Annotated in this window: 19 protein-coding genes; 10 read left to right on the top strand and 9 right to left on the bottom strand. The window is 67.6% G+C overall.

Translation table 11 applies throughout. From position 1 onward, the window contains the following. Nucleotides 1–18: 18 nt before the first annotated feature. Complete coding sequence (locus tag QT382_RS02415) at nt 19–2,007, bottom strand: alpha/beta hydrolase family protein (RefSeq protein ID WP_289252451.1); 1,989 nt, start codon at nt 2,005–2,007, stop codon at nt 19–21. Nucleotides 2,008–2,157: 150 nt separating this feature from the next. Between QT382_RS02415 and QT382_RS02410 the strand changes: the two genes are divergently transcribed. Further along, nucleotides 2,158–4,485 carry a penicillin-binding protein 1A gene (locus QT382_RS02410; RefSeq protein ID WP_289252450.1) on the top strand — a complete coding sequence of 776 codons (2,328 nt, stop codon included), beginning with the start codon at nt 2,158–2,160 and terminating at the stop codon, nt 4,483–4,485. A gap of 29 nt (nt 4,486–4,514) precedes the next feature. Next, complete coding sequence (locus QT382_RS02405) at nt 4,515–5,303, top strand: transporter (RefSeq protein WP_289252449.1); 789 nt, start codon at nt 4,515–4,517, stop codon at nt 5,301–5,303. A 2-nt stretch (nt 5,304–5,305) separates the two neighbouring features. Here the strand turns inward: QT382_RS02405 and QT382_RS02400 are convergent, their stop codons facing one another. Continuing rightward, nucleotides 5,306–6,427 carry a beta-ketoacyl-ACP synthase III gene (locus QT382_RS02400; protein WP_289252448.1) on the bottom strand — a complete coding sequence of 374 codons (1,122 nt, stop codon included), beginning with the start codon at nt 6,425–6,427 and terminating at the stop codon, nt 5,306–5,308. Between the two features lie 252 nt (nt 6,428–6,679). Here QT382_RS02400 and QT382_RS02395 point away from each other — a divergent pair, with 252 nt between their 5' ends. Beyond that, nucleotides 6,680–7,657, top strand: a complete 978-nt coding sequence (locus QT382_RS02395) for a GMP reductase (RefSeq protein WP_289252447.1) — start codon at nt 6,680–6,682, stop codon at nt 7,655–7,657. A gap of 15 nt (nt 7,658–7,672) precedes the next feature. Here QT382_RS02395 and QT382_RS02390 read toward each other — a convergent pair whose 3' ends face one another. From QT382_RS02390 to QT382_RS02375, 4 genes are read right to left on the bottom strand one after another with little or no spacing between them, the layout of a single operon-like run. After that, nucleotides 7,673–8,893 carry a phospholipase D-like domain-containing protein gene (locus QT382_RS02390; protein ID WP_289252446.1) on the bottom strand — a complete coding sequence of 407 codons (1,221 nt, stop codon included), beginning with the start codon at nt 8,891–8,893 and terminating at the stop codon, nt 7,673–7,675. A 44-nt stretch (nt 8,894–8,937) separates the two neighbouring features. Next, a complete protein-coding gene (locus QT382_RS02385; protein WP_289252445.1) occupies nt 8,938–10,011 on the bottom strand; it encodes a sensor histidine kinase in 1,074 nt (357 codons plus the stop codon). Continuing rightward, nucleotides 10,008–10,706 (bottom strand): response regulator transcription factor, encoded by a 699-nt coding sequence (locus tag QT382_RS02380; RefSeq protein WP_289252444.1) that lies wholly within the window; start codon nt 10,704–10,706, stop codon nt 10,008–10,010. Before QT382_RS02380 ends, QT382_RS02385 begins: the two co-directional genes overlap by 4 nt. Before the next feature lie 4 nt (nt 10,707–10,710). Then, nucleotides 10,711–11,145 carry a Spy/CpxP family protein refolding chaperone gene (locus QT382_RS02375; RefSeq protein ID WP_289252443.1) on the bottom strand — a complete coding sequence of 145 codons (435 nt, stop codon included), beginning with the start codon at nt 11,143–11,145 and terminating at the stop codon, nt 10,711–10,713. A 180-nt stretch (nt 11,146–11,325) separates the two neighbouring features. Between QT382_RS02375 and QT382_RS02370 the strand changes: the two genes are divergently transcribed. Further along, a complete protein-coding gene (locus tag QT382_RS02370; RefSeq protein WP_289252442.1) occupies nt 11,326–14,238 on the top strand; it encodes a valine--tRNA ligase in 2,913 nt (970 codons plus the stop codon). Between the two features lie 6 nt (nt 14,239–14,244). Here QT382_RS02370 and QT382_RS02365 read toward each other — a convergent pair whose 3' ends face one another. Further along, on the bottom strand, nt 14,245–15,222 hold the full coding sequence (locus QT382_RS02365; RefSeq protein ID WP_289252441.1) for an NAD(P)-dependent oxidoreductase: 978 nt from the start codon (nt 15,220–15,222) through the stop codon (nt 14,245–14,247). Between the two features lie 87 nt (nt 15,223–15,309). On the opposite strand from QT382_RS02365, the gene galU reads away from it, so the two are divergent. After that, entirely contained in the window at nt 15,310–16,188 is an 879-nt protein-coding gene (gene galU / locus QT382_RS02360; protein ID WP_289252440.1) for a UTP--glucose-1-phosphate uridylyltransferase GalU, read from the top strand. Between the two features lie 123 nt (nt 16,189–16,311). Next, nucleotides 16,312–19,308 carry a hypothetical protein gene (locus QT382_RS02355; RefSeq protein ID WP_289252439.1) on the top strand — a complete coding sequence of 999 codons (2,997 nt, stop codon included), beginning with the start codon at nt 16,312–16,314 and terminating at the stop codon, nt 19,306–19,308. Between the two features lie 13 nt (nt 19,309–19,321). Here the strand turns inward: QT382_RS02355 and QT382_RS02350 are convergent, their stop codons facing one another. Together QT382_RS02350 and QT382_RS02345 are read right to left on the bottom strand one after the other, a co-directional pair. Continuing rightward, nucleotides 19,322–20,560 carry a pyridoxal-dependent decarboxylase, exosortase A system-associated gene (locus tag QT382_RS02350; protein ID WP_289252438.1) on the bottom strand — a complete coding sequence of 413 codons (1,239 nt, stop codon included), beginning with the start codon at nt 20,558–20,560 and terminating at the stop codon, nt 19,322–19,324. A gap of 14 nt (nt 20,561–20,574) precedes the next feature. After that, nucleotides 20,575–22,158, bottom strand: coding sequence for an acyl-CoA ligase (AMP-forming), exosortase A system-associated (locus QT382_RS02345; protein WP_289252437.1), 1,584 nt, complete (start codon nt 22,156–22,158; stop codon nt 20,575–20,577). A 187-nt stretch (nt 22,159–22,345) separates the two neighbouring features. Between QT382_RS02345 and QT382_RS02340 the strand changes: the two genes are divergently transcribed. The 4 genes from QT382_RS02340 (at nt 22,346) to QT382_RS02325 (ending at nt 26,226) form a co-directional block, all read left to right on the top strand. Then, the gene (locus QT382_RS02340) at nt 22,346–22,594 is read left to right on the top strand and encodes a phosphopantetheine-binding protein (protein ID WP_289252436.1); all 249 of its coding nucleotides are present in this window, start codon (nt 22,346–22,348) and stop codon (nt 22,592–22,594) included. Between the two features lie 68 nt (nt 22,595–22,662). Further along, entirely contained in the window at nt 22,663–23,826 is a 1,164-nt protein-coding gene (locus QT382_RS02335; protein WP_289252435.1) for a DegT/DnrJ/EryC1/StrS family aminotransferase, read from the top strand. Next, nucleotides 23,823–24,953 (top strand): GNAT family N-acetyltransferase, encoded by a 1,131-nt coding sequence (locus QT382_RS02330; RefSeq protein ID WP_289252434.1) that lies wholly within the window; start codon nt 23,823–23,825, stop codon nt 24,951–24,953. The genes QT382_RS02335 and QT382_RS02330 overlap by 4 nt, the downstream gene beginning before the upstream one ends. Further along, entirely contained in the window at nt 24,943–26,226 is a 1,284-nt protein-coding gene (locus QT382_RS02325) for a glycosyltransferase (protein ID WP_289252433.1), read from the top strand. Before QT382_RS02330 ends, QT382_RS02325 begins: the two co-directional genes overlap by 11 nt. The last annotated feature ends 11 nt before the right edge of the window (nt 26,227–26,237 follow it).

The following is a 26,237-nucleotide window of genomic DNA, read 5'->3' as shown; positions in this document are numbered from 1 at the left end:
ACCTGGCCGAGCCACCGCTCAGGCCTTGGGCATGACCTCCTCCAGGAATCGCTCCATCGCCTGCAGCACCTGCACCCGATGCGGAACATGGCTGAGCGGATGGTCGCCACGGTCCAGCTTGATGAACTGATGCGGTTTGCCCGCCTTCTTGAGTGCCGCGGCCATCTTGACCGAGTACTGGTACTCGACCTGGCGATCCACCGTGCCATGAACCAGGACCACGGGCACCTGGATCCGATCGGCATGCAGGCAGGGCGAGGTCGCCTCCAGGCGGGCACGGTCGTCACGGGCATGGCCGATCTGGCGGCGCACGACCTCCTTGCGGGCCATGCCGACGATGTCGTCGCAGAGCATGACCAGGTCGGTCACGGGCGCGACGGCAAACGCACCGCGGTACAGGGCCGGCGTCTTGATCACGCCCATCAGCGCTGCGTAGCCACCGTAGCTGGAGCCGATGATGGCGACCCGCTTGGGGTCGGCCCGGCCGAGCCGGACCAGCTCGGCCACGCCGTCTTCCAGGTCCTCCTGCATTTCCAGGCCCCAGCGCCGCAGGCCGGCCTCCAGGTGTGCCTGGCCGTAGCCGGTGGAACCGCGGAAGTTGAGCTGGAGCACCAGGTAGCCGCGGTCGGCGAGGAAGGCGGCCCAGCTGTCGAAGCCGGCCGTGTCGGCCGATTGCGGACCGCCATGAGGAAGCACCACCAGGGGATAGGGTTCGGCCAGCTTGCCTGCGGGCCGGGTCAGATAGCCGTGCAAGGGCAGGCCATCGCGTGCCTTCATGCGGAAGCTCAGCCGCTTGCCGAGTGCCTGCTCTGACAGTTCAGGGTAGCTGTCTGCCAGCAGGCGGAGGCTGGGCTTGTCGCCGAAGCGGGCGAGATAGAAACGCTCGGGCCGGCCCTTGCCGGCCGAGCGCACGACGAACTGCTGGCCTGCGCGGTCGTGGCTGAAAAGGGCGTTGGCCTGATCGGGCAGCGAGGCGTCGAGCGACGCCTGCAGGTCGCGGAAGGCAGGATCCCAGTAGAAGCTGGCCCCTCCCGTGAAGACCCGCATTCGAATGCCGACGGCCTCGCCTCGCTTGTCGCGTATCAGGCTGCCGCTCAGCTCATAGCGATCGTCGGCCAGCTTGAGCACAGGCTTGGCGTCTTCCTTGCCCAGGTCCAGCGTGAACACCGCGTCCAGGCCCTCGAACTTGGCAGTCACGTACAGCTGCTGCGGATCGAGGCCGAAGCCCAGCGGATTCAGGGCCTCGGCTTCGAACGCCGCTGTCTTGCTCAGCAGCCGCCAGTTGCCCCCGTCGATGTCGCAGGCCCAGACGGTGCGCTCGCCTTGCGTGGTGTGACCGATCCCAATGCGCACGCGATGCTGCCCATCCGTGAGCCAGTCGAAGACCTCGCTGCGCATGCCGGCATAGGTGCTGCGCTCTGCCGTGTAGACATTGACCTTGAAGACCGAGGGCTCGGCCATGTCGTCCCTGGCCGGCAGGGCCATCAGGATGTGATCGTGATCATCGGGCAGCATGTCGACCACGTTGTCCTGATGCCAGGCCCATTTCAGGCCGCGCGCCATAACACCGCGAGGCTTGACCAGGTTGATCATGTTTTTGCCGTCGGCGTCCACCGCCATCAGCCGGCTCTCGGTGATCTCGACCTGCCCGACCGTGCCCTTCTCGCGCACCGTATAGAACCCCAGGCTGACCAGCAGGCGGGTGGGGTTGACCCAGGCCAGCCAATTGATCATGAACTCTAGGTTGTCTGTTGCCAGCACGACCGACACCGGTCCGTCATCGGCCGTTCTGGTCACCAGCAGGCTCCGCGCGCCATCGTTGACGATGGCCGCGATCAGCTTGCCATCCGGTGACAGTGCCAGTTGCTCCATCATGGGCCGCCGCGCGAAGTCAGCCAGCGGCAACAGTTGTCGTGTCGAATCGGTGGCGGCGACTGCGCTGCCGTTTGCCGCCGCGCCGGCAGCCAGGCCGAGGCCGGCCTCGAGAAGAGTCCTGCGCTTGATCATCTCCATCCTCCCTGTCTTGTATTGATCGCGCTGGGCTTAGCCCATGCGCGGCCGACATTTTCATTTGGGCGACAGGCGCACGGGATCCGGGTATTCCAGACCGCCCCCCCATAATGCGGCCTCGTCCGCCCCAAGCCCGCGCAGGCCCCGATGACCGCTGAAGCATCCCGTCGTTTTCCCTGGCCCCAGTTCCTGTCAGCGCGCGGCTTCACGCCAGGGCGCGTCGCCCTGATCCTCGGCGGCCTGATCGCCCTGTTCATCCTCTTGCTGGGCATCGCAGCGGCCCTGGTCTACCCCAACCTGCCGGACTTGGACAAGCTGACCGACTACCACCCCAAGCAGCCGCTGCGGGTCTACACCAGCGATGGCCAGCTGATGGCCGAATTCGGCGCCGAGCGCCGCCGCTACCTGACGCTGGACCAGATCCCCAAGCGCACCAAGGACGCGCTGCTGGCGGTCGAGGACGCCGAGTTCTACCGCCACGACGGCATCTCGTTCACCGGCATTGCCCGGGCCGTGGTCAACAACCTGTCCAACCCCTTCGCCGAGCGCAAGAAGGGCGGTGGCTCGACCATCACCCAGCAGCTGGCGCGCGACATGTACCTGACCAAGCGTCAGCCCTATTCGCGCAAGTTCGTGGAGATCCTGCTGGCGCTCAAGATCGAGACCCAGCTGAGCAAGGACCAGATCCTCGAGATCTACATGAACCACATCTACCTGGGGCAGCGGGCCTACGGCTTTGCCGCCGCCTCGGAGGCCTATTTCGGCAAGCCGCTGGACCAGCTCAGCCAGGCCGAGACCGCCATGCTGGTGGGTCTGCCGCAGAACCCCTACTACGCCAATCCGATCAGCAATTTCCAGCGCGCCAAGCGCCGCCAGCTGATCGTGCTGGAGCGCATGGCCGACGTGCGCGTGATCAGCCCCGAGGATCACGAGGCCGCCAAGAAGGAGAGGCTGCACATCCGCTCGGCCCAGGACCAGCGCCTGCATGCCGAGTACGCGGCCGAGATGGCCCGCCAGGTGGTGTTCGCCAAGTACGGCGAAGAGGCCTACACCCGCGGCATCAATGTCTACACCAGCTTGGTGGCCGAGCAGCAGCAGGCCGCCTACAAGGGCCTGCGCAAGACCCTGATGGACTACGAGCGCCGCAAGGCCTATCGCGGGCCCGAGGGCTTCGTCGAGCTGCCCGACGACGGCAGCGAGGAAGACGGCGTGATCGGCCATGCGCTGATCGAGCATCCGGACAACGACGAGCTGCGCGCCGCCGTCGTCACCTCGGTGGCGCCGGGCAAGCTCAAGGCCAGCCTGCAGAGCGGCGACGACATCAGCATCAGCGGCGAAGGCCTGCGCCCGGTGCAGGCCGCGCTGTCGGAGAAGGCGCGCGACAGCCTGCGCATCCGCCGCGGCTCCATCATCCGCGTGCTGCGCGGCGCACCGACCAAGGCCGAGCCGCAGGGCGCCTGGCAAGTGGCCCAGTCGCCCGAGGCCGAAGGCGCCTTCGTCGCGCTGGAGCCGGGCACGGGCAAGGTCCATGCGCTGGTGGGCGGCTTCGACTTCGCCAAGAACAAGTTCAATCACGTCAGCCAGGCCTGGCGCCAGCCGGGCTCCAGCTTCAAGCCCCTGGTCTACTCGGCCGCGCTGGAGCAAGGCCTGACCCCCGACACCGTGGTCAACGACGCGCCCATCACCATAGGCGACTGGGAGCCCAAGAACTACGAGAGCCAGTACGACGGCCCGCTGACGGTGCGCCAGGCCCTGGCCAAGTCCAAGAACATGGTCACGGTGCGGGTGATGCAGATGCTGGGCGCGGCCAAGGTGCGCGACTGGGCCGGCCGCTTCGGCCTGGACGTGGACAAGCAGCCCGACAACCTGACCCTGGGCCTGGGCTCGGGCTCGGTCACGCCGCTGCAGATGGCGCAGGCCTATGCCGTGATCGCCAACGGCGGCTACCGCGTGGCACCGCTGCTGATAGAGAAGATCACCGACAGCAAGGGCCAGGTCTTGTTCGAGGCCAAGCCCGAACCGCTGACCGAGGAGCAGCGCGCCATTCCCGAGCGCAATGCCTTCGTCACGGCCAGCCTGCTGCAGGAGGTCGCACGCAGCGGCACAGCGGCGCGCGCACAGGGAGCGCTGCGCCGCCCCGACATCTATGGCAAGACCGGCACCACCAACGATGCGGTCGATGCCTGGTTCGTCGGCTTCCAGCCCGGCCTGGTGGCGGCGGTCTGGATAGGCCATGACAACCCCAAGCCCATGGGCGACCGCGAGTCCGGCGGCGGCCTGGCCCTGCCCGCCTGGATCGACTTCATGAGCGTGGCCCTGCGCGGCGTGCCGGTGGCCGAGCTCCAGCCGCCGGCCGAGGGCCTGGTGCGCCAGGGCGCCGGCTGGGTGTTCGAGGAATACGCCGGCGAGGCCGGTATCCGCAGCATAGGGCTGGACAGCGCGCCGCCGGCCGCGCCAGCATCGGCACCGGGCTGACTCTCAAGCATTCAGGCGAGGTCGTGGCGATGAACAGCAAGCACCTGGCGATCCCCCTGCTGGCCCTGCTGCTTGGCGGCGCGGCCCGCGCCGACGATGTATTGATCACCGACCGGCCCGGCCTGGTCGAATCGAGCAGCACCGTCGGCAAGGGCCGCCTGCAGCTGGAGACCAGCCTGGCCTTTGCTCGCGACAAGAGTGGTGGCAGCACGGCGAGGCTGCGCTCCACACCAACACTCTTTCGCATAGGCACGGGCGAAGACTGGGAACTGCGAATAGAGACCGACGGTGCCCTGCGCTCGCGCCTCACCGAATCGGGCATGAGCCAGCGGGCCAGCGGCTATGCCGATACCGCGCTGGGCCTCAAATGGCATGTGCAGGATGGCGATGAGGCGAGCGGCAAGCCCGGCCTCGCGTGGCTGTTTCACCTGGACATGGACAGCGGCTCGGCGGCCTTCCGCGGCCAGGGCCTGCGGCCCTCGGTGCGCCTGACGGCCGAATGGGAGCTGCCGCGCGACTGGTCGGCGGGCCTGATAGGCGGGCTCTACCGCGACCGCGTCGAGTCGGGGCGGCACTTCACCGGCGCCATCCTGGGCGGAAGCCTGGGCTTCGCCCTGAACGAGGCCTGGCATGGCTATGTGGAACTGGCCGGCGAGCAGCTGGCCTCGCAGCGCCATGGCGGCAAGACCATCACGGCCGGCGCCGGAGTGACCTGGCTGCTCGCCAAGGCCCTGCAGCTGGACCTGTCGTTCTCGCGCGGTGTCAACAAGGCCGCGCCGGACTTCGCCTGGGCGCTAGGCCTGTCGACACGCTTCTGACCTCAGCGCTTGCGGGCAATCACGCTGCCGATGGAGTAACCGGCGCCGAAAGAGCAGATCACGCCCAGCTCGCCCGACTTGAGGTCGGCGCGGTGGCGGTGGAAGGCGATGATGGAACCGGCCGAGGCCGTATTGGCGAACTCGTCGAGGATCAGCGGCGCCACGTCCGAGCCGGCTTCGCCGCCGACCAGCTTCTTGATCACCAACTGGTTCATGCCCAGGTTGGCCTGGTGCAGCCAGTAGCGGCGCACGGCCGTGGGCTCGATCTGCTGGCTGGCCAGGTGGGCCTCGATATGGGCGGCCGCCATGGGCACGACTTCCTTGAACACCTTGCGGCCTTCCTGGCGGAAGGTCTTGTCGCGGCCGTTCGGGTCGCTGTCTTCCATCCGGTTCATGAAGCCGAAGTTGTTGCGGATGTTGTTCGAGAACTGGGTGACCAGCTTTGTACCCAGGATCTCCCACTGGTCCTGCGAAGTGGCCGTGTCGGCGCGCTCCACGATCACGGCGGTGCAGACGTCGCCGAAGATGAAGTGGCAGTCGCGGTCCTTCCACTCCAGGTGGGCCGAGGTGATCTCGGGGTTGAGCACCAGCACGCAGTTGGCCGTGCCGCTCTTCACCGCATTGACCGCCTGCTCGATGGCGAAGGTGGCCGAGGAGCAGGCCACGTTCATGTCGAAGCCATAGCCGCCGGCGCCAATCGCCTGCTGGATCTCGATGGCCATGGCCGGGTAGGCGCGCTGCATATTGGCGCTGGAGCAGAGCACGGCATCGATGTCGGCGCCGGTCTTGCCGGCCTGCGCCATGGCGTCCTTGGCGGCCACGACGGCAATCTCGGCCATCAGCGACAGCTCGTCGTCGGCGCGCTCCTGGAAGCGCGGGTACATGCGCGCCGGGTCCAGCACGCCGCCCTTCTCGATCACGTAGCGCTGCTTGATGCCCGAGGCCTTCTCGATGAACTCGACGCTGGAATGCGTCAGCGCCGCCTGGCTGCCGGCCGCAATCGCCTCGGCGTGCTCGGCGTTCTGCAGGTCCACATAGGCATTGAAGGCGGCGACCAGTTCTTCGTTGCTGATGGTGTGCGGCGGCACATAGATGCCGGTGCCGCTGATGACGACTTGGTTCATGCGTTCCTTCTGGACTGCTGGCGAGGAAAGACGGAAGAAGGCGCGATTTTACCGATTGGTGCACAGCCGCCCCGGCCTGGGGCGCGCATGCGTAGAATCGGGCACCGGGCCCAAATTTAGGGACCCGGTTTTTTGTTTCGCCACCCTGCCCCGCCGCAGGGCCTCGGTGGAACAAACCGGTCTCCTAGTCAAGCGCTCGCAGCCCAGGGCCTGCACTGCTCAACGCAGCCCCGATGCGAACTTGGAAACCTCATGGAAATCTTCGACTACGACAACATCCTGCTGCTGCCGCGCAAGTGCCGCGTCACCAGCCGCGCCGAATGCGACACCTCGATCGAGTTCGGCCCGCACCGCTTCAAGCTGCCGGCCGTGCCGGCCAATATGAAGACCGTGGTGGACGAGCAGCTGACCGAATGGCTGGCCGCCAACGGCTACTTCTACGTGATGCACCGCTTCGACCTGGACAACGTGGCCTTCGCCCGGTCCATGCGCGACAAGGGCCTGATCGTCTCGCTCAGCTCGGGCGTCAAGCCGGCCGACTACGAGGTGATCGACCGCCTGGCGGCCGAAGGCCTGGGCGCCGACTACATCACCATCGACATCGCCCACGGCCATGCCGAGAGCGTGCAGCGCATGATTGCCCACATCAAGCAGAAGCTGCCCGACACCTTCGTCATCGCCGGCAACGTGGGCACGCCGGAAGGCGTGATCGACCTGGAGAACTGGGGCGCCGACGCGACCAAGGTCGGCATAGGCCCGGGCAAGGTCTGCATCACCCGCCTGAAGACCGGCTTCGGCACCGGCGGCTGGCAGCTGTCGGCGCTCAAGTGGTGTGCCCGCGTGGCCACCAAGCCCATCATTGCCGACGGGGGCATACGCCACCATGGCGACATCGCCAAGAGCGTGCGCTTCGGCGCCTCGATGGTGATGATCGGCTCGCTGTTCGCCGGCCATGAGGAGTCGCCCGGCCAGACGGTCGAGGTCGACGGCAAGCTTTACAAGGAGTACTACGGCTCGGCCTCGGACTTCAACAAGGGCGAGTACAAGCATGTCGAGGGCAAGCGCATCCTCGAGCCGATCAAGGGCAGGTTCGGCGACACCATCCGCGAGATGCAGGAAGACCTGCAGAGCTCGATCTCCTATGCCGGTGGGCGCGCTCTGGCCGATTTGAAGAAGGTCAATTACGTGATTCTCGGGGGAGAGAACGCAGGAGAGCACCTCTTCATGTGATCTCCGGATAGCCGGTCAGGGCGTGCCCTTGGCCGGCTTCGGATAGTGCTTCATCACGTCGATGGGCGCGGCATAGTTGGAGCTCCAGGTCTGCTCATGCAGCGCGGCCACGCGCTCGGCCATGGCCTTGTCGCGCATCACCACTTCCAGGTTGCGCGACTTGTCCAGGTAGCCGCCGCTCCAGTTGCTGGTGCCCACCCAGGCCAGCTCGCCGTCTATCACCATCGTCTTGGTGTGGATCACCCGGGCGAAAGGAATGAAGCCGGTCGAGGCCCGCGGCAATGTCACGATGCGGATCTCTATGCCGGGCAGCAGGGCCAGGCTCTTCAGGTGGTCAATGGCCGGCTCCTCGGTGTTCCAGTTCGACACCATCAGCTTGACCTTGACCCCGCGCTGCAAAGCCGACCGGATCGCGTTGTCTATCACCGCATAGAACGGCCGGCGGCCCGGCGCATAGCTCAGCGGCACGTAGTCCAGCAGCTGGACCCGTACTTCCTTCTGTGCTTGGGCCAGCAGGCGCGGCAGCACTTCTTCCGAGTCGCCCACGCCGGGCGGGTTCCAGGATCGCGGGCTGGACAGCAGGAAGCTCTTCCTGTCGATGTCGAAGGGCTGGGCCGGCTGGGCCAGCACCGGCACCGGCTTGCCGGCCGCGATCAGCGCTTGCGCCTGCCAGTCCTGCTCGAAGATCGCCTGGACCTGAGCCACGACGGTGGCGTCGCTGATGCGCAGGCCGGTCTCGTGGATGTGCTTGAGGGCGCGCCAGTCGAAGTTCTGGCTGCCGACGAAGGCCTGGGCACCGTCCACCACGAAATACTTGGCGTGGATGATGCCGTTGCCGCTGAGCTTGTTGTAGTCCAGCAGGCGGAACTCGATGCCGGGGATCTTCCTGAGCCGCTCCAGCGTGGCGGGCACCGACAGGCGCTGGCCCTTGTCTTCCATCAGGAAGCGGATCTTCACGCCGCGCGCCGCGGCCGCCTCCAGCCGTCCGATCAGCTCGTCCAGCGCCTCGCCCGGCTCGCCCGCCACATAGAACTGGGCGATGGCGATTTCCTTCTTGGCGCCATCGAACATCTGGCGCCAGACCCCCACCGGTTCGCGCAGGTCGGGCGTGGCCAGGCTGGTCTCTACCGGTGCCGTGTGGACCAGCTCGAAGCCGGGGATGGCGAAGTCGGCATGGGCCTGGAAGCTCGCGAGCGAGGCCAGGGCCAGGGCAAGGAGACGCAGGGTCGGACGCATGGGCAGGGCCTTCTACTTCAGGGCGGGAGCTGGAATGTACCCGTTCAGCCCAGCGTCAGCGCCGCCTCGAAACCCGGATCGGCATTGCGCAACTCCAGCCGCGAGCCATGGGCCACGGCCACCAGCTTGCACAAGCTCAAACCCAGCCCCACACCGCCCTCGTTGCGGCTGCGGGCGGCGTCGGGGCGATAGAAGGGTTCACCCAGCTGCGACAGCGCCTCCGGCGGCACGCCGGGGCCATGGTCACGCACGGCCAGCCTCACGCCCTGCCCCGCGCGGCTCAGCGAAACCAGCACCGGCCCCTGCGCCGCATCGTTGTGTCGCAGCGCATTGCCCACCAGGTTGCGCAGCAGCAGCTGGATGCGCATGGGATCCAGGCGCAGCAGCGGCAGGCCGGGCTCGATGCGCAGCGCCACCTCCTCGCCGACCGAATCGCGCACCAGGGCCGCCAGATCACAGTCGCGCAGCTGCAGGGCGCTGTGGCCGCCGCCCAGGCGTTCGCTCTCCAGCAGCGCCTGGATCAGGTCGCGCATCTCGGCCAGCTCCTTGAGCAGGCCCTGCTTGGAATCGCCGTCCTCGATCAGCTCGGCATGCAGCCGGGCCCGGGTCAGCGGGCTGCGCAGCTCATGGCTCATGGCCAGTAGCAAAGCCCGCTTGCCATCCAGCATGGCCTGGATGTCGGCCGCCATCTGGTTGAAGCGGTGGGCCAGGTCGCCCAGTTCGTCGCGGTGGAAATAGCGGATCCGGTGGTCCAGCTCGCCGCGGCCGAAGGCCTCGACTCCGGCGGCCAAGGCGCGCAGTGGCCGCAGCATGCGGCGTATGGCACCGAAGGCCAGGCCAATCACCAGCAGCAGCAAGGCCCCGGCGGTCCAGGCCCCGACCTGGCCCTCCTGCGCCCCATAGAGGATCAAGCCACCCAACACGGCCAGCGAGACGAAGACCGCAATCAGCCGTGCGCCGACCGAGTGCTTGAATTGCGCATGGTGGCGATGCCAGCGCTCATGCCAACGCTGGCGGGCCCGCAGCCGCCACATCAAGGAGCGCTTGCGGTTCAGCTCCATGCGCCGCTTGAAGCGGCGCTTCATCGCCCGATGTTGCAGGGCTCGTTCGGCTCTCATGCCGACCTCGCGGGCAGCGCGAAGCAGTAGCCCGCATTGCGCAGTGTCTTCAGGGCCTCCAGCGGCTCCAGCTTGCGGCGCAGCCGGCTGACCAGGATGTCCACCGCCCGGGTGTAGAGCTCGGCCTCCTGGCCGCGCAGCTTGTTGAGGATCTCGTCGCGCGAGAACACCCGGCCCGGCTCGCGGGCCAGCATCAGGAGCAGCTCGTACTCGGTGCTGGTCAGCTCGATGGCCTCGCCGCTGGCCTGGCGGACTTCGCGCCGCACCGAATCGATGCTGAGGCCCTCGAACAGCAACTCGCTGCTGGGCGCCGCAGGTGCGAAGCGGGTGCGGCGCAGTATGGTCTGCAGCCGCGCCGCCAGCTCACGCGGTTCGAAGGGCTTGGCCAGGTAGTCGTCGGCGCCCAGCTCCAGGCCGACCACGCGGTCGGTCAGGTCGCCGCGGGCGGTCAGCATCAGCACGGGCATGTCCTTCCAGGGCTCGCTGCCGGAGCGCAGGCGCTTGCAGAACTCGAAGCCGTCCATCTCGGGCAGCATGCCGTCCAAGATCAGCGCATCGAAGCGCTGGCGGCCCAGGCGCTGCAGCGCCTGGCTGGGCCGGGTCACGGACTCGAGTTCGAAGTCGAAACGGCGCAGGTATTGGGCCAGCGGGCCCGACAGGGCCTCGTCGTCGTCGATCAGCAGCAGGCGGTGCATCGCTTCATTGTGCCCGGCGGCCGCTGCGCACCCGCAGCAGGAAACGCAGGGCCTGCTGCTGCTCGAAGTCCAGGCTGTCGAAGAAATCGGCCGCCGCCTCGACCAGGGCCGGACCGGCCTGGTGCAGGCTGTCCAGCTGGCTGGCCAGCAGCCGCCGGGCGGCCTCGCGGTCGAAGCTCTCGCTGGCCACCAGCGGCTCCAGTCCGGCCAGCGACAAGGTGCTGCGCAGCTCGCGGCGCTGCCGCATCAGCTGCAGCTGGAGCTGGTCCAGCAAGGCCTGCTGGGCCTGGTTCAGGTCCAGGTGCCCGGCCAGGTAGTCCAGCGCATCGGCCTGGCGACCGAGCAGCCGGGCGTGGTGGTGGCGGCCATGGCCATGGTGGCCGTGCAGGTGATGGTGGTGGTGCCAGCGGTGGAACAGGTTCATTCCGAGGAAGCGCATCGCTCAATCCTTGTGGGTTTGCGGTCGGGATGGAACGGATGATTCCGGGACCGGCTCCCCGGGGCATCTCAGCGCGGTATCGCCGGGTTTCGTTTTGTATCGCTGCAGGAGCGCGCCTCTACAATCGCCCCTCCCCCGTAGCCCTGACCACCGGCGGCCCCCTGAGGCCGCCCGCGCGCCATGACCGAACTTGCCAAGTCCTTCGAACCCGCCGCCCTTGAAGCCCATTGGGGCCCGCTGTGGGAGTCACAGGGCCTCTACAAGCCGACGCTGGACGCCAGCCGCGAGTCCTTCTGCATCCAGCTGCCGCCGCCCAACGTGACCGGCACACTGCACATGGGCCATGCGTTCAACCAGACCATCATGGACTCGCTGACCCGCTACCACCGGATGCGCGGCCAGAACACGCTATGGGTGCCGGGCACCGACCATGCTGGCATCGCCACGCAGATCGTGGTCGAGCGCCAGCTGCAGGAAAAGGGCCAGAACCGCCATGACCTGGGCCGCAAGAACTTCGTCGCCCGCGTGTGGGAGTGGAAGCAGGAATCCGGCAACACGATCACGCGCCAGATGCGCCGCATAGGCGACTCGGTCTCCTGGGAGCATGAGTACTTCACCATGGACGAGAAGCTCTCGTCCGTGGTCGTCGACACCTTCGTCAAGCTGTTCGACGAAGGCCTGATCTACCGCGGCAAGCGCCTGGTCAGCTGGGACCCGATCCTGAAGTCGGCCGTGTCCGACCTGGAAGTGGAGAGCGAGGAAGAAGACGGCTCGCTGTGGCACATCCGCTATCCGCTGGCCGAAGGCACGGAATCGCTGGTCGTGGCCACCACCCGACCCGAGACCATGCTGGGCGACACGGCCGTGATGGTCCACCCCGAGGACGAGCGCTACAAGCATCTGATCGGCAAGCAGGTCCGACTGCCCATCACCGGCCGCCTGGTGCCGGTGATCGCCGACGACTACGTGGACAAGGAATTCGGTACCGGCGTCGTCAAGGTCACGCCGGCCCATGACACCAACGACTACCAGGTCGGCGTCCGCCACAGCCTGCCGATGCTGACCATCTTCACAAAAGAAGCAAAGGTCATCGACAACAACGCTCCTGGTGCGGAGGAAGGTTGGGAGAACTATGTTGCACCACACTCAGGTGGTGGCAAAGTTGGCCCGGTTTCTAGCGGCTATCCGATGGCAGACCAGATCGGGATTCCGCCTTCATTGCAGGGCCTGGACCGCTTCGTCGCCCGCAAGCAGATCGTGGCCCAGCTGGAAGAGCAAGGCCTGCTGGTCGAGGTCAAGAAACACAAGCTGATGGTCCCGCGCTGCGCCCGCACCGGCCAGGTGATCGAGCCCATGCTGACCGACCAGTGGTTCGTGGCCATGAGCAAGGCCGGCGCCAACGGCAAGAGCATTGCCGAGGAGGCCATCGAGGTGGTCGCCTCGGGCGAAGTGAAGTTCGTGCCCGAGAACTGGGTCAACACCTACAACCAGTGGATGAAGAACATCCAGGACTGGTGCATCTCGCGCCAGCTCTGGTGGGGCCACCAGATTCCGGCCTGGTACGACGAGGACGGCAAGGTCTACGTCGCCCGCACCGAAGCCGAAGCGCAAGCCAAGGCCCCGGGCAAGACGCTGACCCGCGACGAGGACGTGCTGGACACCTGGTTCTCCTCGGCCATGGTGCCCTTCTCCACCCTGGGCTGGCCCGAGAAGACGCTGGAGCAGGACCTGTTCCTGCCCTCCTCGGTGCTGGTCACCGGCTACGACATCATCTTCTTCTGGGTCGCCCGGATGATCATGATGACCAAGCATTTCACCGGCAAGGTGCCCTTCAGGCATGTCTACATCCACGGCCTGGTGCTGGATGCACAGGGCAAGAAGATGAGCAAGTCGGAAGGCAATGTGCTGGACCCGGTCGACCTGATCGACGGCATCGAGCTGGCCCCGCTGCTGGACAAGCGCAGCACCGGCCTGCGCAAGCCCGAGAACGCGCCCAAAGTGCGCAAGGCCACCGAGAAGGAATTCCCCGAAGGCATCCCCGGCTACGGCGCCGATGCGCTGCGCTTCACCTTTGCCTCCATGGCCACGCTGGGCCGTTCGATCAACTTCGACTCCAAGCGCTGCGAGGGCTACCGCAACTTCTGCAACAAGCTGTGGAACGCCACCCGCTTCGTGCTGATGAACACCGAAGGCCAGGACTGCGGCCTGGCCCATGAAAAGGGCCAGTGCCCGCCCGGCTACAACCAGTTCAGCCAGGCCGACCGATGGATCGTCAGCGAGCTGCAGCGGGTCGAGCAGGCCGTGGCCCAGGGCTTTGCCGACTACCGTCTCGATAACGTGGCCGGCGCCATCTACGACTTCGTCTGGAACGAGTACTGCGACTGGTACCTGGAGATCGCCAAGGTGCAAATCCAGACCGGCGACGAGAGCCAGCAGCGCGCCACCCGCCGCACGCTGATCCGCGTGCTGGAAACCACGCTGCGCCTGCTGCACCCGGTGGCGCCCTTCATCACCGAAGCTCTGTGGCAGGTGGTGGCCCCCATCGCCGGCCGCAAGGACACGGACTACATCGTGACCGCCGCCTACCCGGTGGCCGTGCCCGAGCGCATCGACACCCAGGCCGAGGCCTGGATGAACAACCTCAAGGCCGTGGTCGGCACCTGCCGCAGCCTGCGCAGCGAGATGGGCCTGTCGCCGTCAGACCGCGTGCCCCTGCTGGTCGGTGGCGACACCGGCTTCATCAAGGAATCCGCGGCCATCCTGAAGACCCTGGCCAAGCTGGCCGAGGTCCAGATCATCGACGACGAGGCCGCCTTCCAGGCCGCCAGCTCGATGTCGCCGGTGCTGGTCCATGGCGATGCGCGCCTGGCACTGAAGGTCGAGATCGACGTCGAGGCCGAGAAGGCCCGCCTGGGCAAGGAGATCGCCCGCCTGGAAGGCGAGATCAGCAAAGCCGAGGCCAAGCTGGGCAACGAGAGCTTCGTGGCGCGCGCGCCGGAGGCCGTGGTGGCCCTGGAGCGTCAGCGCGTGAATGAATTTAGCAATACCGTGACGCGCTTGCGCGCACAGTTGAGTCAGTTGCTGAACCGCTGAAGCGGTTTACCGCCACCGTGGCTCGTCTGAAGGATCAGGCAGCTCGGCTGGGAAAGTAGAGCGGAATTCGGCCTGCGGCTCCGGCGTGGCCCCGAGCAGCTCGTCGATGCGCCGGGCCACGCCCCAGGCCGCCCGGGTGCGCGACTCCTTGGTCGTGCCGGCCAGGCGCGGCGTGACCTGGAGCCCGGCAATGCCGTGCAGCGGCCGGTCGGCATCCAGCAGACCCGGCTCCATGGTGTCGAACCACGCCGCCAGGATGCGGCCCTCCTGCAGCACGCGGGCCAGGGCCGTGTCGTCCACCAGGGCCGAATGGGCGGTGCAGACCAGGACCTGGCCATGTTTGGCAAAGCCCAGCACCCGCTCGCCCAGCAGGCCGCGGTAGCGCTGGAAATAGCCCAGCAGCAAGGCCGTGCCGTCGCTCAGCTCCATCAGCTCGCGCAGCGGCAAGGGCTCTATGCCCCACTGGGTCCAGATCGGGTCGCTCTGGTGCAGGCTGGGGTCGTAGCCGACGACCCGGGTACCGAACACCGGCAGCAGCTGGGCCAGCATGCGGGCCGCCGGCGTCATGCCTATGAGGCCTATGGTGGCGCAGCCCAGTTCGCGGCCGACCAGCATGCCGTCGCTCGACAGCACCGGCACCCTGCGCAGGAGGGCCAGCAAGGCGCCAACCACGAACTCCGCCTCGGCCGAGGCCGTGGCCGTCAGGCTGCGCACCACCTCGACCCGCGCGGCCCGGCAGGCCTCGGCGTCGATGTTCTCGGCTCCGCCGCTCATGCGGCCGACCACCCGCAACCGCGGCGCGGCGCGCAGCAGCGGCGCATCCACCGCCACCGAGGGCGGCAGCACCACGGCCTGCACCTGGTGCAGGGCCTCGCGCAATTGATGGGGTTCGGTGGCCAGGTCCGGGGCGTAGTGCACCGGATGGCGCTCGGCCAGCCACTGCATCACTTCCGCTTCCAGCGGCTCGACGATCAGAAGGCTCATGCCGCGACAAACCCCACGTCCACAGACACAGCACGCAGGAGGCTGCGTGCAACAATGCCCTGCAATCCATTCAACAGGCAATCCGGCATGGCATTCAGCAATTCGGTCACGAAAGCAATATTCCCTGTGGCAGGCCTGGGCACGCGCTTCCTGCCGGCCACCAAGGCCCAGCCCAAGGAAATGCTGCCGGTGGTCGACAAGCCGTTGATTCAGTATGCGGTCGAGGAGGCCTATGCAGCCGGCGTCCGCGAGATGATCTTCGTCACCGGCCGCCACAAGCGACCGATCGAGGACCACTTTGACATGACCTTCGAGCTGGAGGTAGCCCTTGAACAGGCGGGTAAGGCGGAGTTGCTGGAAGTGGTGCGCAGCGTCAAGCCCGAAGACATGGAATGCATCTATGTGCGTCAGGCCCAGGCCCTGGGTCTGGGCCATGCCGTGTTGTGCGCACAGCGCCTGGTCGGCAATGAGCCGTTCGCCGTGCTGCTGGCCGACGACCTGATGGTCGGAGAAACCCCCATCCTCAAGCAGATGGTCGAGCAATACGGTGAATGGCGGGCCTCCATCCTGGCCGTGCAGGAAGTGCCGGCCGAGCACACCCGCCGCTACGGCATCGTGGCCGGCAGCGCGGTCAACGACAAGCTGGTCGACGTGGACCGCATCGTCGAGAAGCCCGCTCCCGAGGCCGCGCCCTCCCGCCTGGGCGTGGCCGGCCGCTACATCCTCACGCCGGGCGTGTTCCACGAGATTGCCAACCAGCCGCGCGGCGTGGGTGGCGAGATCCAGCTGACCGACGGCATTGCCGGCCTGCTGCGCCGCGAGAAGGTGTTTGCCTACCGCTATGACGGCAAGCGCTACGACTGCGGCAGCAAGGAAGGCTTCCTGCAAGCGAATGTGGAGCTGGCTCTGGCCCATCCGCAGCTGGGTGCCGGCTTCCGCGACTACCTCAAGGGTCTGTCGCTTTGAGGCGGGCCGTCGAAGGCCCTGTCACAAACATCGCTTACATCTCGGTCTAGCGGCTTCCCGTAAGCTCCCTCCCGGCGCGTCGAATGGTCGGCCGCCCTGCCCTGCCTTGCCGTTTCCTGAAGCATGACCGAACTCGATCGCCGCCGATTTCTGCTGAGCCTTGCCAGCCTGCAGGGAACCGTGCTCGGCGGCTGTGGCGGTGGTGGAGCCGACGGCTCCAGCGTCACCTCGCCGGCCCCCAGTCCCGCCCCGACGCCAGCGCCCAGTCCAGCACCTGCGCCGACGCCGGATCCGGCCCCGGCGCCCGTACCGACGCCAGCACCGGCACCGGCACCAGCCGGCCAGCTGCAGCTGGTCGGGCCGACCGAAGGGCTGGAAAAGTCGCTCTCCTCGCTGTTCACCGTGTCCTGCTCGGTTCCGGTGGGCAGCCGGGTCCGCATCACCCCCAGCGACGGCGCGGGCGGGCAGTTCTGGTCTTCGCTGAGCCAGGAAGGCGACTACGGCTCGGTCTACCTCACGGCCGCCCGGCCCACGGCCAGCTTCCTGTACGCGCCCGGCTCCAGCGGCAGCAAGTCCATCTCGCTGACCAATGACGGCGGGCTGACCAATCCCACGGCCTTTGCCTATGCCGCGACGGCAGCGACGCCAGGTTCAGCGACGCCGTTCAGGCTTGTCCGCGGCAGCACCACCATCGGCCGCTATGCCACGCTGCAGCAGGTCAAGGACCAGGGCGGCTGGCAGTCCGGCGACGTGGTCAAGGCCACCGGCGGCACCTACGTGGTCTATGCCACCACCGACCCGGGCAACACCACGCTTGTCAACAACATGGGCGGCGTGCAAACAGGCGTGCTGGTCGATCTCACCATCGAATGGGAAACGCCCGGCCAGCCCATGGTGCTGGACTACAGCCGCTACTGGATGGTCAGCATGCTCAGCGGCGGCCAACCGCAGCTGCTGACCATGGGCCAGAGCTGCCGCAACCTGACGGTCCGCGGCCTGCACTTCCGGGGCGCCCGCCCGCCTCAGGTCGAGAGCCGCACGGGTGCTGCCATCTGGACCACGGTCAGCAATGCCAACGGCACCTATCCCGCGGCCACGCTGACGGTCGAGTACTGCAAGTTCTGGCAGTGCATAGACGGCATCCACACGCAGGAGACCCACTACGGCCTGAGCACCTATGTGCGCTACAGCGTGTTCGAGGACAACAGCGATCCGCAGGGCCTGCGCCACGACATCTACACCGGCCGCAACGCCCTGACCTACATCCTGGGCTGTACCTTTCGCAAGACGCCGGGTCAGGGCTATCCGCAAGCCGGCATGGGCCATGCGATCAAGTCCCGCAGCCGGGCCACGACGGTCCAGGGCTGCATGCTGGACGTGCAGATGTTCAGCGACGGCACCGGTGGCTGCGCCCAGAACATCAACACGCCCAATGGCGGCGTGGTGGTGATCACCGGCAATGTCGTCAACCACTATGGCTCACTGAGCAACAACAACGACGGCAACTGCCTGCGCTATGGCGAGGACCAGTACCAGCAGGGAGTCGACACCAACCCCGACCCGTCGCTGACTTCGCATTCGCTGCTGCTCGCGCAGAACACGCTGCGCAAGTACAACGGCCGCGCGCCGGACGGCAGCGACAAGCCGCTGATCAACGTCTATCCCACCGGCACGCCCACGCAGTTGCTCAGCGGCGCCGGCATCCAGATCCCGGTCAGCTCGGTGATACGCAACAACCTGGTGGCCGCGGACACGGCCCGGGCCACGGCCTTCGTCACCAGCTATCCCAACAATACCGAGGTGCCGGTGGCGTCGCTGGCCAATACCGGCGAATACACCGGCGAGCCGGTCAACGGCGTGCCGGCCGTCAACGATGCGCCCTATGAATGGGCCGGTGACTTCACGCCGCCCACGCCGCGCACCGACACGCTGCGCGGCGGGCGGACCCGCTACCTTCCCGGCTGGATACCCACCACGGCCTGGCGCTGGACCGAGATTCCCGGCACCGCCTGGCTGGACAGCATTCGCACCGATGGCACGGGCCTGGCACCGCGCATCACCGACGTCGACCCCGGTCCGTCGCGAAGCTACCTGGCCCTGTGGGACTATTCCGGCCCGGTCTACAGCCGCAAGAACCACGAGCTCTGGATGTTCGGCGGTGGCCACGCCGCCACCACCATCAACATGCTGACCCGCTGGAACCTGCACAAGGAGCAGCCGGACATCGAGATCGTCAACCCGGCCACGCCCGAAGTCGAAAGGCGCGCTTGGGCCCTGCTGACCGACAAGTTCAAGACGCAGGCCTATTTCCCGTTCGACAACAAGCCCTACTCGGCCCATGCGTACTGGAACACCATGTACGTTGACGCCCGCGACGAGTTCGTCGTGTTCGGCATTGCCGGTACGGCCAGCTCGGCCGACGGCATCACCATGTCCGGGCCCGGCCTGAACTTCCGAGACGTGGCCGGCCATCCCCGCAAGGGCCCCTGGCGGGCACCCAAGTACTACGCCGACATCCCGACCATAGGTGGCGTGGCGCAGGAGGCCAACACGCCGCGCGCGCTCAGCCCGGATGGCTCGACCATCTACTACTGGCCGCATGAGCAGGCCATGCGCAAGTACAGCTTCGCGACCAACAGCTACAGCGTGGTGGGTGGCGGCAATCTCGCCATGCCCAGCACCCGGCTGGCGGTCAGCCCCGATGGCAAGTACAGCCTGCACGTGGGCCCCAGCAGCACCGGCGGCTGGGCCGTGGAGAGCTGCGACCTGGCGACCGGCGTGCGCAGCAAGGTGACGGTCAGCGGCTACACGCTGCCGACCGCGCTGCAGTGCTATGGCGTGGAGTGGATAGAGCCGCTGGGCTGTTATCTGACGCTCTGGATCACCGAGGGCGCGTTCAACAACGACTCGATCCGCACCGATCCCAACATCTCGACCGTCGTGGTCGCGACGCTGAAGATGAGCGGCACGACCAGCGCCGTGGCCGCCGAGAAGGTCATGACCGGCCAGGCGCCGACCAAGTGCAACAGCCTGCGCGGCATGTATTACGACCCCATGTACCGCTGCCTGATCGTGGGCATGACCCCCCTCAAGCCGCTGCTGGCAGTGAAGATCGCCTGAGGCGCCGGCTAGCCTAGACCAGCACCTCGACCACGCCGGCATGCCCCAGGAAGTCCTGCGGGCTGGCGCTGGCGCCATAGGCCCCGGACTGGAACACCACCAGCAGGTCGCCCTCGCGGGCGGCCGGCAGGTCCATCTTGTCGGCCAGCAGGTCCAGCGGCGTGCACAGCGGGCCCACGGCCGAGGCGGTCTCGCGCTCGGCGGCATCGGCCCGGTTGCCGATGGTGACCGGGTAGTTCTTGCGCACCACCTGGCCGAAATTGCCGGATGCCGACAGATGGTGGTTCAGGCCGCCGTCGGTGACCAGGAAGACCGTGCCGCGCGAGATCTTGCGATCCAGTACCCGCGTCACATAGACGCCGGCCTCGCCGACGAAATAGCGGCCCAGCTCGATCACCAGATGGGCCTCGGGCATCTCGGCCTTGGCCCGGTCCAGCAGCTGCTGCAGATTGGCACCTATCGGGGCCAGGTCCAGCCGCTCCTCGCCCGGGAAATAGGGAATGCCGAAGCCGCCGCCCAGGTTGAGGAAGCGCACCGGCGAAGGCGCATGGGCCGCCAGTCGCAGGGCCAGTTCGTAGGACTTCTGCTGGGCCTCGCAGATCGCCTCATGCTTGAGGTTCTGCGAGCCGGCAAACAGGTGGAAGCCTTCAAAAGCCAGGCCCAGTTCGCCAATGCGCTGCAGCAGCTCGGGCACCTGTTCGGCATCGACGCCGAACTGCTTGGGCCCGCCGCCCATGCGCATGCCCGACCCCTTGAGCTCGAAGTCCGGATTGACACGCACAGCCACGCGGGCCGGCTGGCCCAGCTCCTTGGCGATACCGGCGAGCAGCTCGACTTCGCGGAAGGATTCGATGTTCAGCAGCACGCCGGCCGCCACGGCCTGGCGCAGCTCGGCCTCGCGCTTGCCTGGACCGGCAAAGCTGACCTCGGCCACGTCGGCACCGGCATCCAGGGCGATCTTGAGTTCGCCCGCCGAGGCCACGTCTATGCCGTCGACCAGGCCCGCCATCAGGCCGACCACGGCCGGCATCGGGTTGGCCTTCATCGCGTAGTGCAGCTTGACGGCCGCCGGCAGCGCGGCCCGCAGCTCGGCCACGCGCTGCCTCAAGAGGCCGCGGTCATAGGCATAGAACGGCGTCTGGCCGACTCGGGCGGCAAGCGTAGAGAGCGGCAGGCCGCCGACGATCAGCTCGCCGCGCTCGACGCGGAACTGGGACATGGGCGCATGAACCGGCGCCTTGCGGGGAAGCATGGGGGTGTCGGACATCAGGGCTGGGCCGCGGCCCATTCGGTGGACAGCAGCTTGCGATCGATCTTGCCGTTGGGATTGCGGGGCAGCGGGCCCGGGCGCTCTTCGATGCCGGCCGGCAGCATGTAGGCCGGCATGTGCTTGCGGCATTCGGCCGCGAGAAGCCCCTGGTCCAGGTGCTCGCTGCCGGCGGGCGGCGTGGCGATGACCTGGATGGCCTGGCCCAGCTGGGCATGCTCCACGCCGAAGGCCACGCATTCGCCGACCAGCTTGGTGGCGTAGAGGATTTCCTCGACCTCGTTCGGGCTCACGCGGTAGCCCGAGGTCTTGATCATCTCGTCGCGCCGGCCGATGAAGTACAGAAAACCCTCGCCATCCTTGCGCACGTTGTCGCCCGAGAACACGGCGTATTCCGGCAGTTGCAGGCCCGGATCGCGGCCCGGCAGCAGCTTGTAGCGCTCGGCGGTCTTCTCGGCGTCGTTCCAGTAACCCATGCCGACCAGGGCGCCCCGGTGCACCAGCTCGCCCGGCTCGTCGGGCGCGCATTCGCTGCCGTCCTCGCGCAGCACCAGGATCTCGGCGTTGGGAATGGCCTTGCCTATGGAATCAGGCCGGCGGTCGACCTCCTCCGGCGGCAGATAGGTCGAGCGGAAGGCCTCGGTCAGGCCATACATCAGGAAGGGCTTGGCCGAAGGCGCGCGCTGGCGCAACGCCTCCAGGGTCTCGCGGGGCATGCGGCCGCCGGTGTTGGCGAAGTAGCGCAGGTTGTCGTCGATCGCGGCCGGCCATTCCATCTGGGTCAGCTGGATGTAGAGCGGCGGCACGGCGGTCAGGCCGGTGACTTTCTCGCGCTCCAGCGCCTTGAGCACGTCGCGCGGCAGCAGGTAGTTCAAGAGCACGACGCGGGCGCCGCTGTGGAAGGCCGTGGTCAGCTGGCTGAAACCGGCATCGAAGGATAGCGGCAGCGCGGCCAGCAGCGTGTCCTCGGGCCGGTTCTCCAGGTACGAGGCCACGCTCTTGGCGCCGGCCACCATGTTGCGGTGCGACAGCACCACGCCCTTGGGCTTGCCGGTCGACCCCGAGGTGTAGAGGATGGCCGCCATGTCCGTGTCGATCACGCGGTGGCCGGGTGCGGCCGGCGTGGCCAGCAACTCGGTCCAGTCGAGCAGCCCCTGGCCCTGGGCCGAAGGCGCGCCGGTCAGCACCACATGGCGAACGCTGGGGCAGGCCGCCAGCTCCTCGCCCAGCAGGCCATGGCGCTCGGGCGAGGTGATCAGGACCTGGACCTCGCAGTCGCGCAGGATGAAGCCGACCTGCTCGGGCTTGAGCAGCGGGTTCAGCGGCACGAAGACCAGGCCGGCGGCCGGCGCGGCGAAGCTGGCCACCACGGTCTCGAAGCGCTTCTCCAGGTAGATGCCGACCCGCGCCGCGCGCGGCAGGCCCAGCTGGACCAGGGCGGCGGCCATGGCCTGCACCTGGGTCGCCAGCTCGGCGTAATTCAGCGTGCTGCCCTGGTAGCTGAGCGCGGCGGCCTCGGGCGTCTGCTCGGCGCTGCGCAGGATCAGGTGGTGCAGATGGCTGGCGTCGTTGCGAGCGGACATCGGACTTTGGGGAGCTTGCTTGGTCAGCCCGCAATGTAGCGCAGCAAGCAACACCCGCCCCGCAGCCTCTGTGACGCAAGCCGCAAAGACCTCTATTTGAGGGGCAACCCCTCCCAGGGGGGTCCAGACCCCGACGGTAAGATGCCCGGCTAGCCAGAAATGCGCCTTGCGCGCCCCAGAGTTCCCCATGCAAATCGAGACCCACGTCCTTCGCATCCTCGACGAAGTCCTGAGCCTGGACGGCCGCAGCGCCGGCTTCGACCGCAACACCCACCTGCTGGGTGCCATTCCCGAGCTGGACTCGATGGCCGTGGTCAGCCTCATCACCGGTCTGGAAGAGCAGCTGGGCATCGTCGTGGACGACGACGACATCGACGGCGCCACCTTCGCCACCGTCGGCTCGCTGGTCGACTTCGTCACCGCCAAGCTGGCCTGAGGCGGCCGCGCGAGCCGCCGAGGACCCCGGTGTCGCGAATGCATCCTGCCGCACACCCGAGCCCGAGCTTGTCGGCGCTGCTGCGCCCTCGCCCTGACGCGGCCAGCCAGTCGCTGCTTGCCACACCCGGGCTGGAGCTGAGTTACAGCGGCCGTGCGGCCCTGTATGCCGCCTTCCGCGAAATCGCCGCCCAAGGTCGCACCGAGGTGCTGATCCCGGGCTACCACTGCCCCAGCTGCGTGACCCCGGCGCTGGAGGCCGGCCTGAAGCCGGTGTTCTACCGGATCCGCCGCGACCTCTCGGTGGACCGCGAAGACCTGCTGAGCAAGGCCGGCAGCGACACGGCGGCCGTGCTGCTCATCCACTTCTTCGGCATTGCCACCGAGCTGGACTGGCTGCAACCGCTGCGCCAGACCGGCGTGGCCCTGCTGGAGGATTGGTCGCATTCCTTCCTGCAAGGCGATCCGCCGCGGCTCGCCGGCAGCGATGCCGACAGCGACTACCGGGTCTACAGCTTCTGGAAAATCGCCCCTATTGGCGTGGGTGGCGGCCTGTGGCGCTCGCCGGAGCGCAGGGCCCGAAGCGAGTGGCTGACGCCGCCGCGCCGCGAGCGTGTGGTCCATTTCAAGCGCATGTTCGAAGAGGCCCTGGAGTCCTCCGAGCACCGGCGCCTGCAGCAGCTGTTCCAGCGCATCGAGCAGTGGCGCGTGGGCCGCAAGCTGACCACGTCCTCGTCACCGGACGGCTCGGTTGACGACGGTCCGGATGCAAGCGCCCTGCTGGCCGGCGAGGCCCATTACCCGTTCGTGCCGCGTCTGGTCGCCTCTTCCATGCCTTCGCTGGCGCGCCGCATGCTGGCGGCCAGCGACTTCCGCGACATCGCCCGCCGACGCCGCGCCAACTACCAGGTCTATGCGGAGCAGCTGGACGGCAGCGGCCCGGTCAAACCGCTGATCCCGGACGCACCGGCTGACGCCTGTCCCTGGGTGTTTCCGGTGCTGGTCGAGCGCCGCAACGAGCGTGACCACCTGTGGCGCGCCCGCGGCGTGGCCCTGCACACCTTCGGCATCTACCTGCACTCGCAACTGGCACAGGCCGATGCCCAGACCCTCGCCGATGCCGTCTACCTGGCCGAGCATTGCCTGTGCCTGGCGGTCCATCAGGACCTCGATCGGGAGCAGATCGCGGCCTCGGCAGCCCTGCTGCGACAGGACCCCTTGTCACCCCCATGAACATCGTCGTCGAGGTCCTCACCGAGCACACCGATCTGCTGGCGCTGAAAGGCGCCTGGGACTGTTTGGCCCAGGAAGAGCCGCAGGCACTCGAGGGCATTGACGCCACCGGCGCCTTCGACTGGTTCGAGACGCTGCGCCGGGCCTTTCCGGAGGCCGGAGACTGCCGGGTGGTCGTCGCCCGGCGTGGCGACGAGGTGCTCGGCCTGCTGCCACTGGTCAAGACCGCCCAGTCCCGCCTGGGTCCGGTGCTGGGCCTGATCACCGACCAGTACTGCGGACGCATTGCCCCGCTGATGAAGTCGGCCGACCCGCAGGTCTGGACCGCACTGCTGCGCGGTGCCGATCGTGCCTTCCCCGGCTGGATCAGCCTGCACATGAACCTCAAGGCCGGTCACCCCTCGGTCCGCCTGGCCCTGGACGAGGCGCGCCAGCGCGGCTACGACGTCCAGCCTGGTGAGTCGCTGGAATCGCCGTACTTCCCCCTGCGGGCCAGCGCCGACGAATTCAAGGCCGGCATCTCCAAGAGCGTGCTGCAGATGCTGCGCACGGCACGCAACAAGTTCGCCAAGCTGGGGCCCATTGAATTCCGCGAATACACCCGGCCCGAACAGGCCCAGGAGCTGATCGAGCTGGTGCTGGCGGTGGAGCGCCAATCGTGGAAGCACGAAGCCGGCACGGCCATCACCCGGCAACCCCGCCAGGAGGCCTTCTACCGCGCGCTGTTTCCCCATGCGCTGGAAACCGGGCTGCTCTACGCCGCCGCGCTCTGGCACGAGGGACGTCCCATCGCCCATATCTTCGGCACCATGCGGCAGCAGGTCTTCTGCTGCCTCAAGCACAGCCACTGTGCCGAGTTCGACAAGCTCAGCCCCAGCTACCTGCTGAACGACTACGCCTTCGGCCGCCTGCGTGACCTGGGCATGATCAGCTTCGACTTCATGGGCCGCAGCGAGCCCCACAAACTGCGCTGGTCCGACCGCAACGGCAGTTACGTCTGCCAGGGCCTGAGGCTGTTCAACCGCACGCCCAAGGCCCGCCTGGCGGGCTATATCCGGCGTTGGCACGCAAGACTCCGCAGCACAGATCAGAAAACCAAAGAGGAAGCGGCCCACCATGACGAATAAGGCCCTGCTGGTCGCCTTCCACTTCCCGCCCATCAAAGCCAGCAGCGGCCTGGAGCGCTCGCTGTCGCTGGCCCGCCACCTGCCGCGCTTCGGCTGGGAGCCGCTGGTGCTCAGCGCCTCGCCCTCGGCCTATCCGGCCACCAGCGACGAGCGCATGGGCCAGATCCCGCCCACGGTCGAGGTGCGCCGCAGCCTGGCTCTGGACGTCACGCGCCATCTGGCCATCGCCGGCCGCCATCCGAAGTGGATGACCCTGCCTGACCGCTGGCAGACCTGGGCACTCAGTGCGATCCCGGCCGGACTGTCCATGATCCGCCGCCACCGTCCCCAGGTGATCTGGAGTACCTACCCGATCGCCACGGCCCACTGGATCGGCTATGCCCTGCATCGCCTGTCGGGCGTGCCCTGGGTCGCAGATTTCCGCGATCCCATGGTCGAGAAGGATGTGCGCACCGGCGTCATGACGCCGCATTGGCCGGCCCTGCTGCGCGCCCGGCTGGCCATCGAAAGGCGCGCCGCCGCCCATGCCGATGCCCTCAGCTTTTGCACCGAGGGCGCCCGCAAGATCTGCATGGACCGCTATCCGGACGCAAGGCACGAGCGCTGGCGCGTCATGCCCAACGGCTTCGACGAGACCGCTTTCGCGGCCGCTGCCAGCGGCATGCCGGCATCGGGTCTGGCTGCCTCGCAAGCCGCTGATGCGCCCATCGTGCTGCTGCACAGCGGCACCATCTATCCCTCGCCGGACCGCGACCCTTCGCATTTCTTCAGGGCCCTGCGCCGGATGCTGGACAGCCGCCCGGCCGGCAGCCGTCCGCTCAGGGTGGTGCTGCGGGCTTCGGGCGTCGAGCAGGTCTATGCCGGTTTGGTCGGCGAGCTGGGCCTGCAGCAGGTGGTCGACTTCCAGCCCGGCCTGCCCTACGAGGCGGCGCTGCGCGAGATGCTGGCCGCCGACGGCCTGCTGATCTTCCAGGGCTACACCTCGAACCCGGCGGTCCCGGCCAAGCTGTATGAATACTTCAGGGCCCGGCGGCCCATCCTCGCGCTGGCCGATGCCGACGGTGATACCGCCGGCCTGATACGCCAGGAAAACGTGGGCACGCTGGCGCCGCTGGACGACGAAGCCGCCATCACCCAGGCCCTGGCAAGCTTCATCACCGGCATCGAATCAGACACCGCGACCGTGATGAGCCTGGACCGGGTCGCCGAGTTCGAGCGGACCCGCACCGTCGAGAAATTCGCCGCGCTGTTCGACAGCCTGGCGCTGGGCTGAACCTGGGCAAG

It is taken from the genome of Pelomonas sp. SE-A7 (genome assembly GCF_030345705.1).
Classification (GTDB): Bacteria; Pseudomonadota; Gammaproteobacteria; order Burkholderiales; family Burkholderiaceae_C; genus JAUASW01.
The sequence above is the reverse complement of the archived record's forward strand: the minus strand, read 5'-3'. Positions and strand labels throughout refer to the sequence as shown.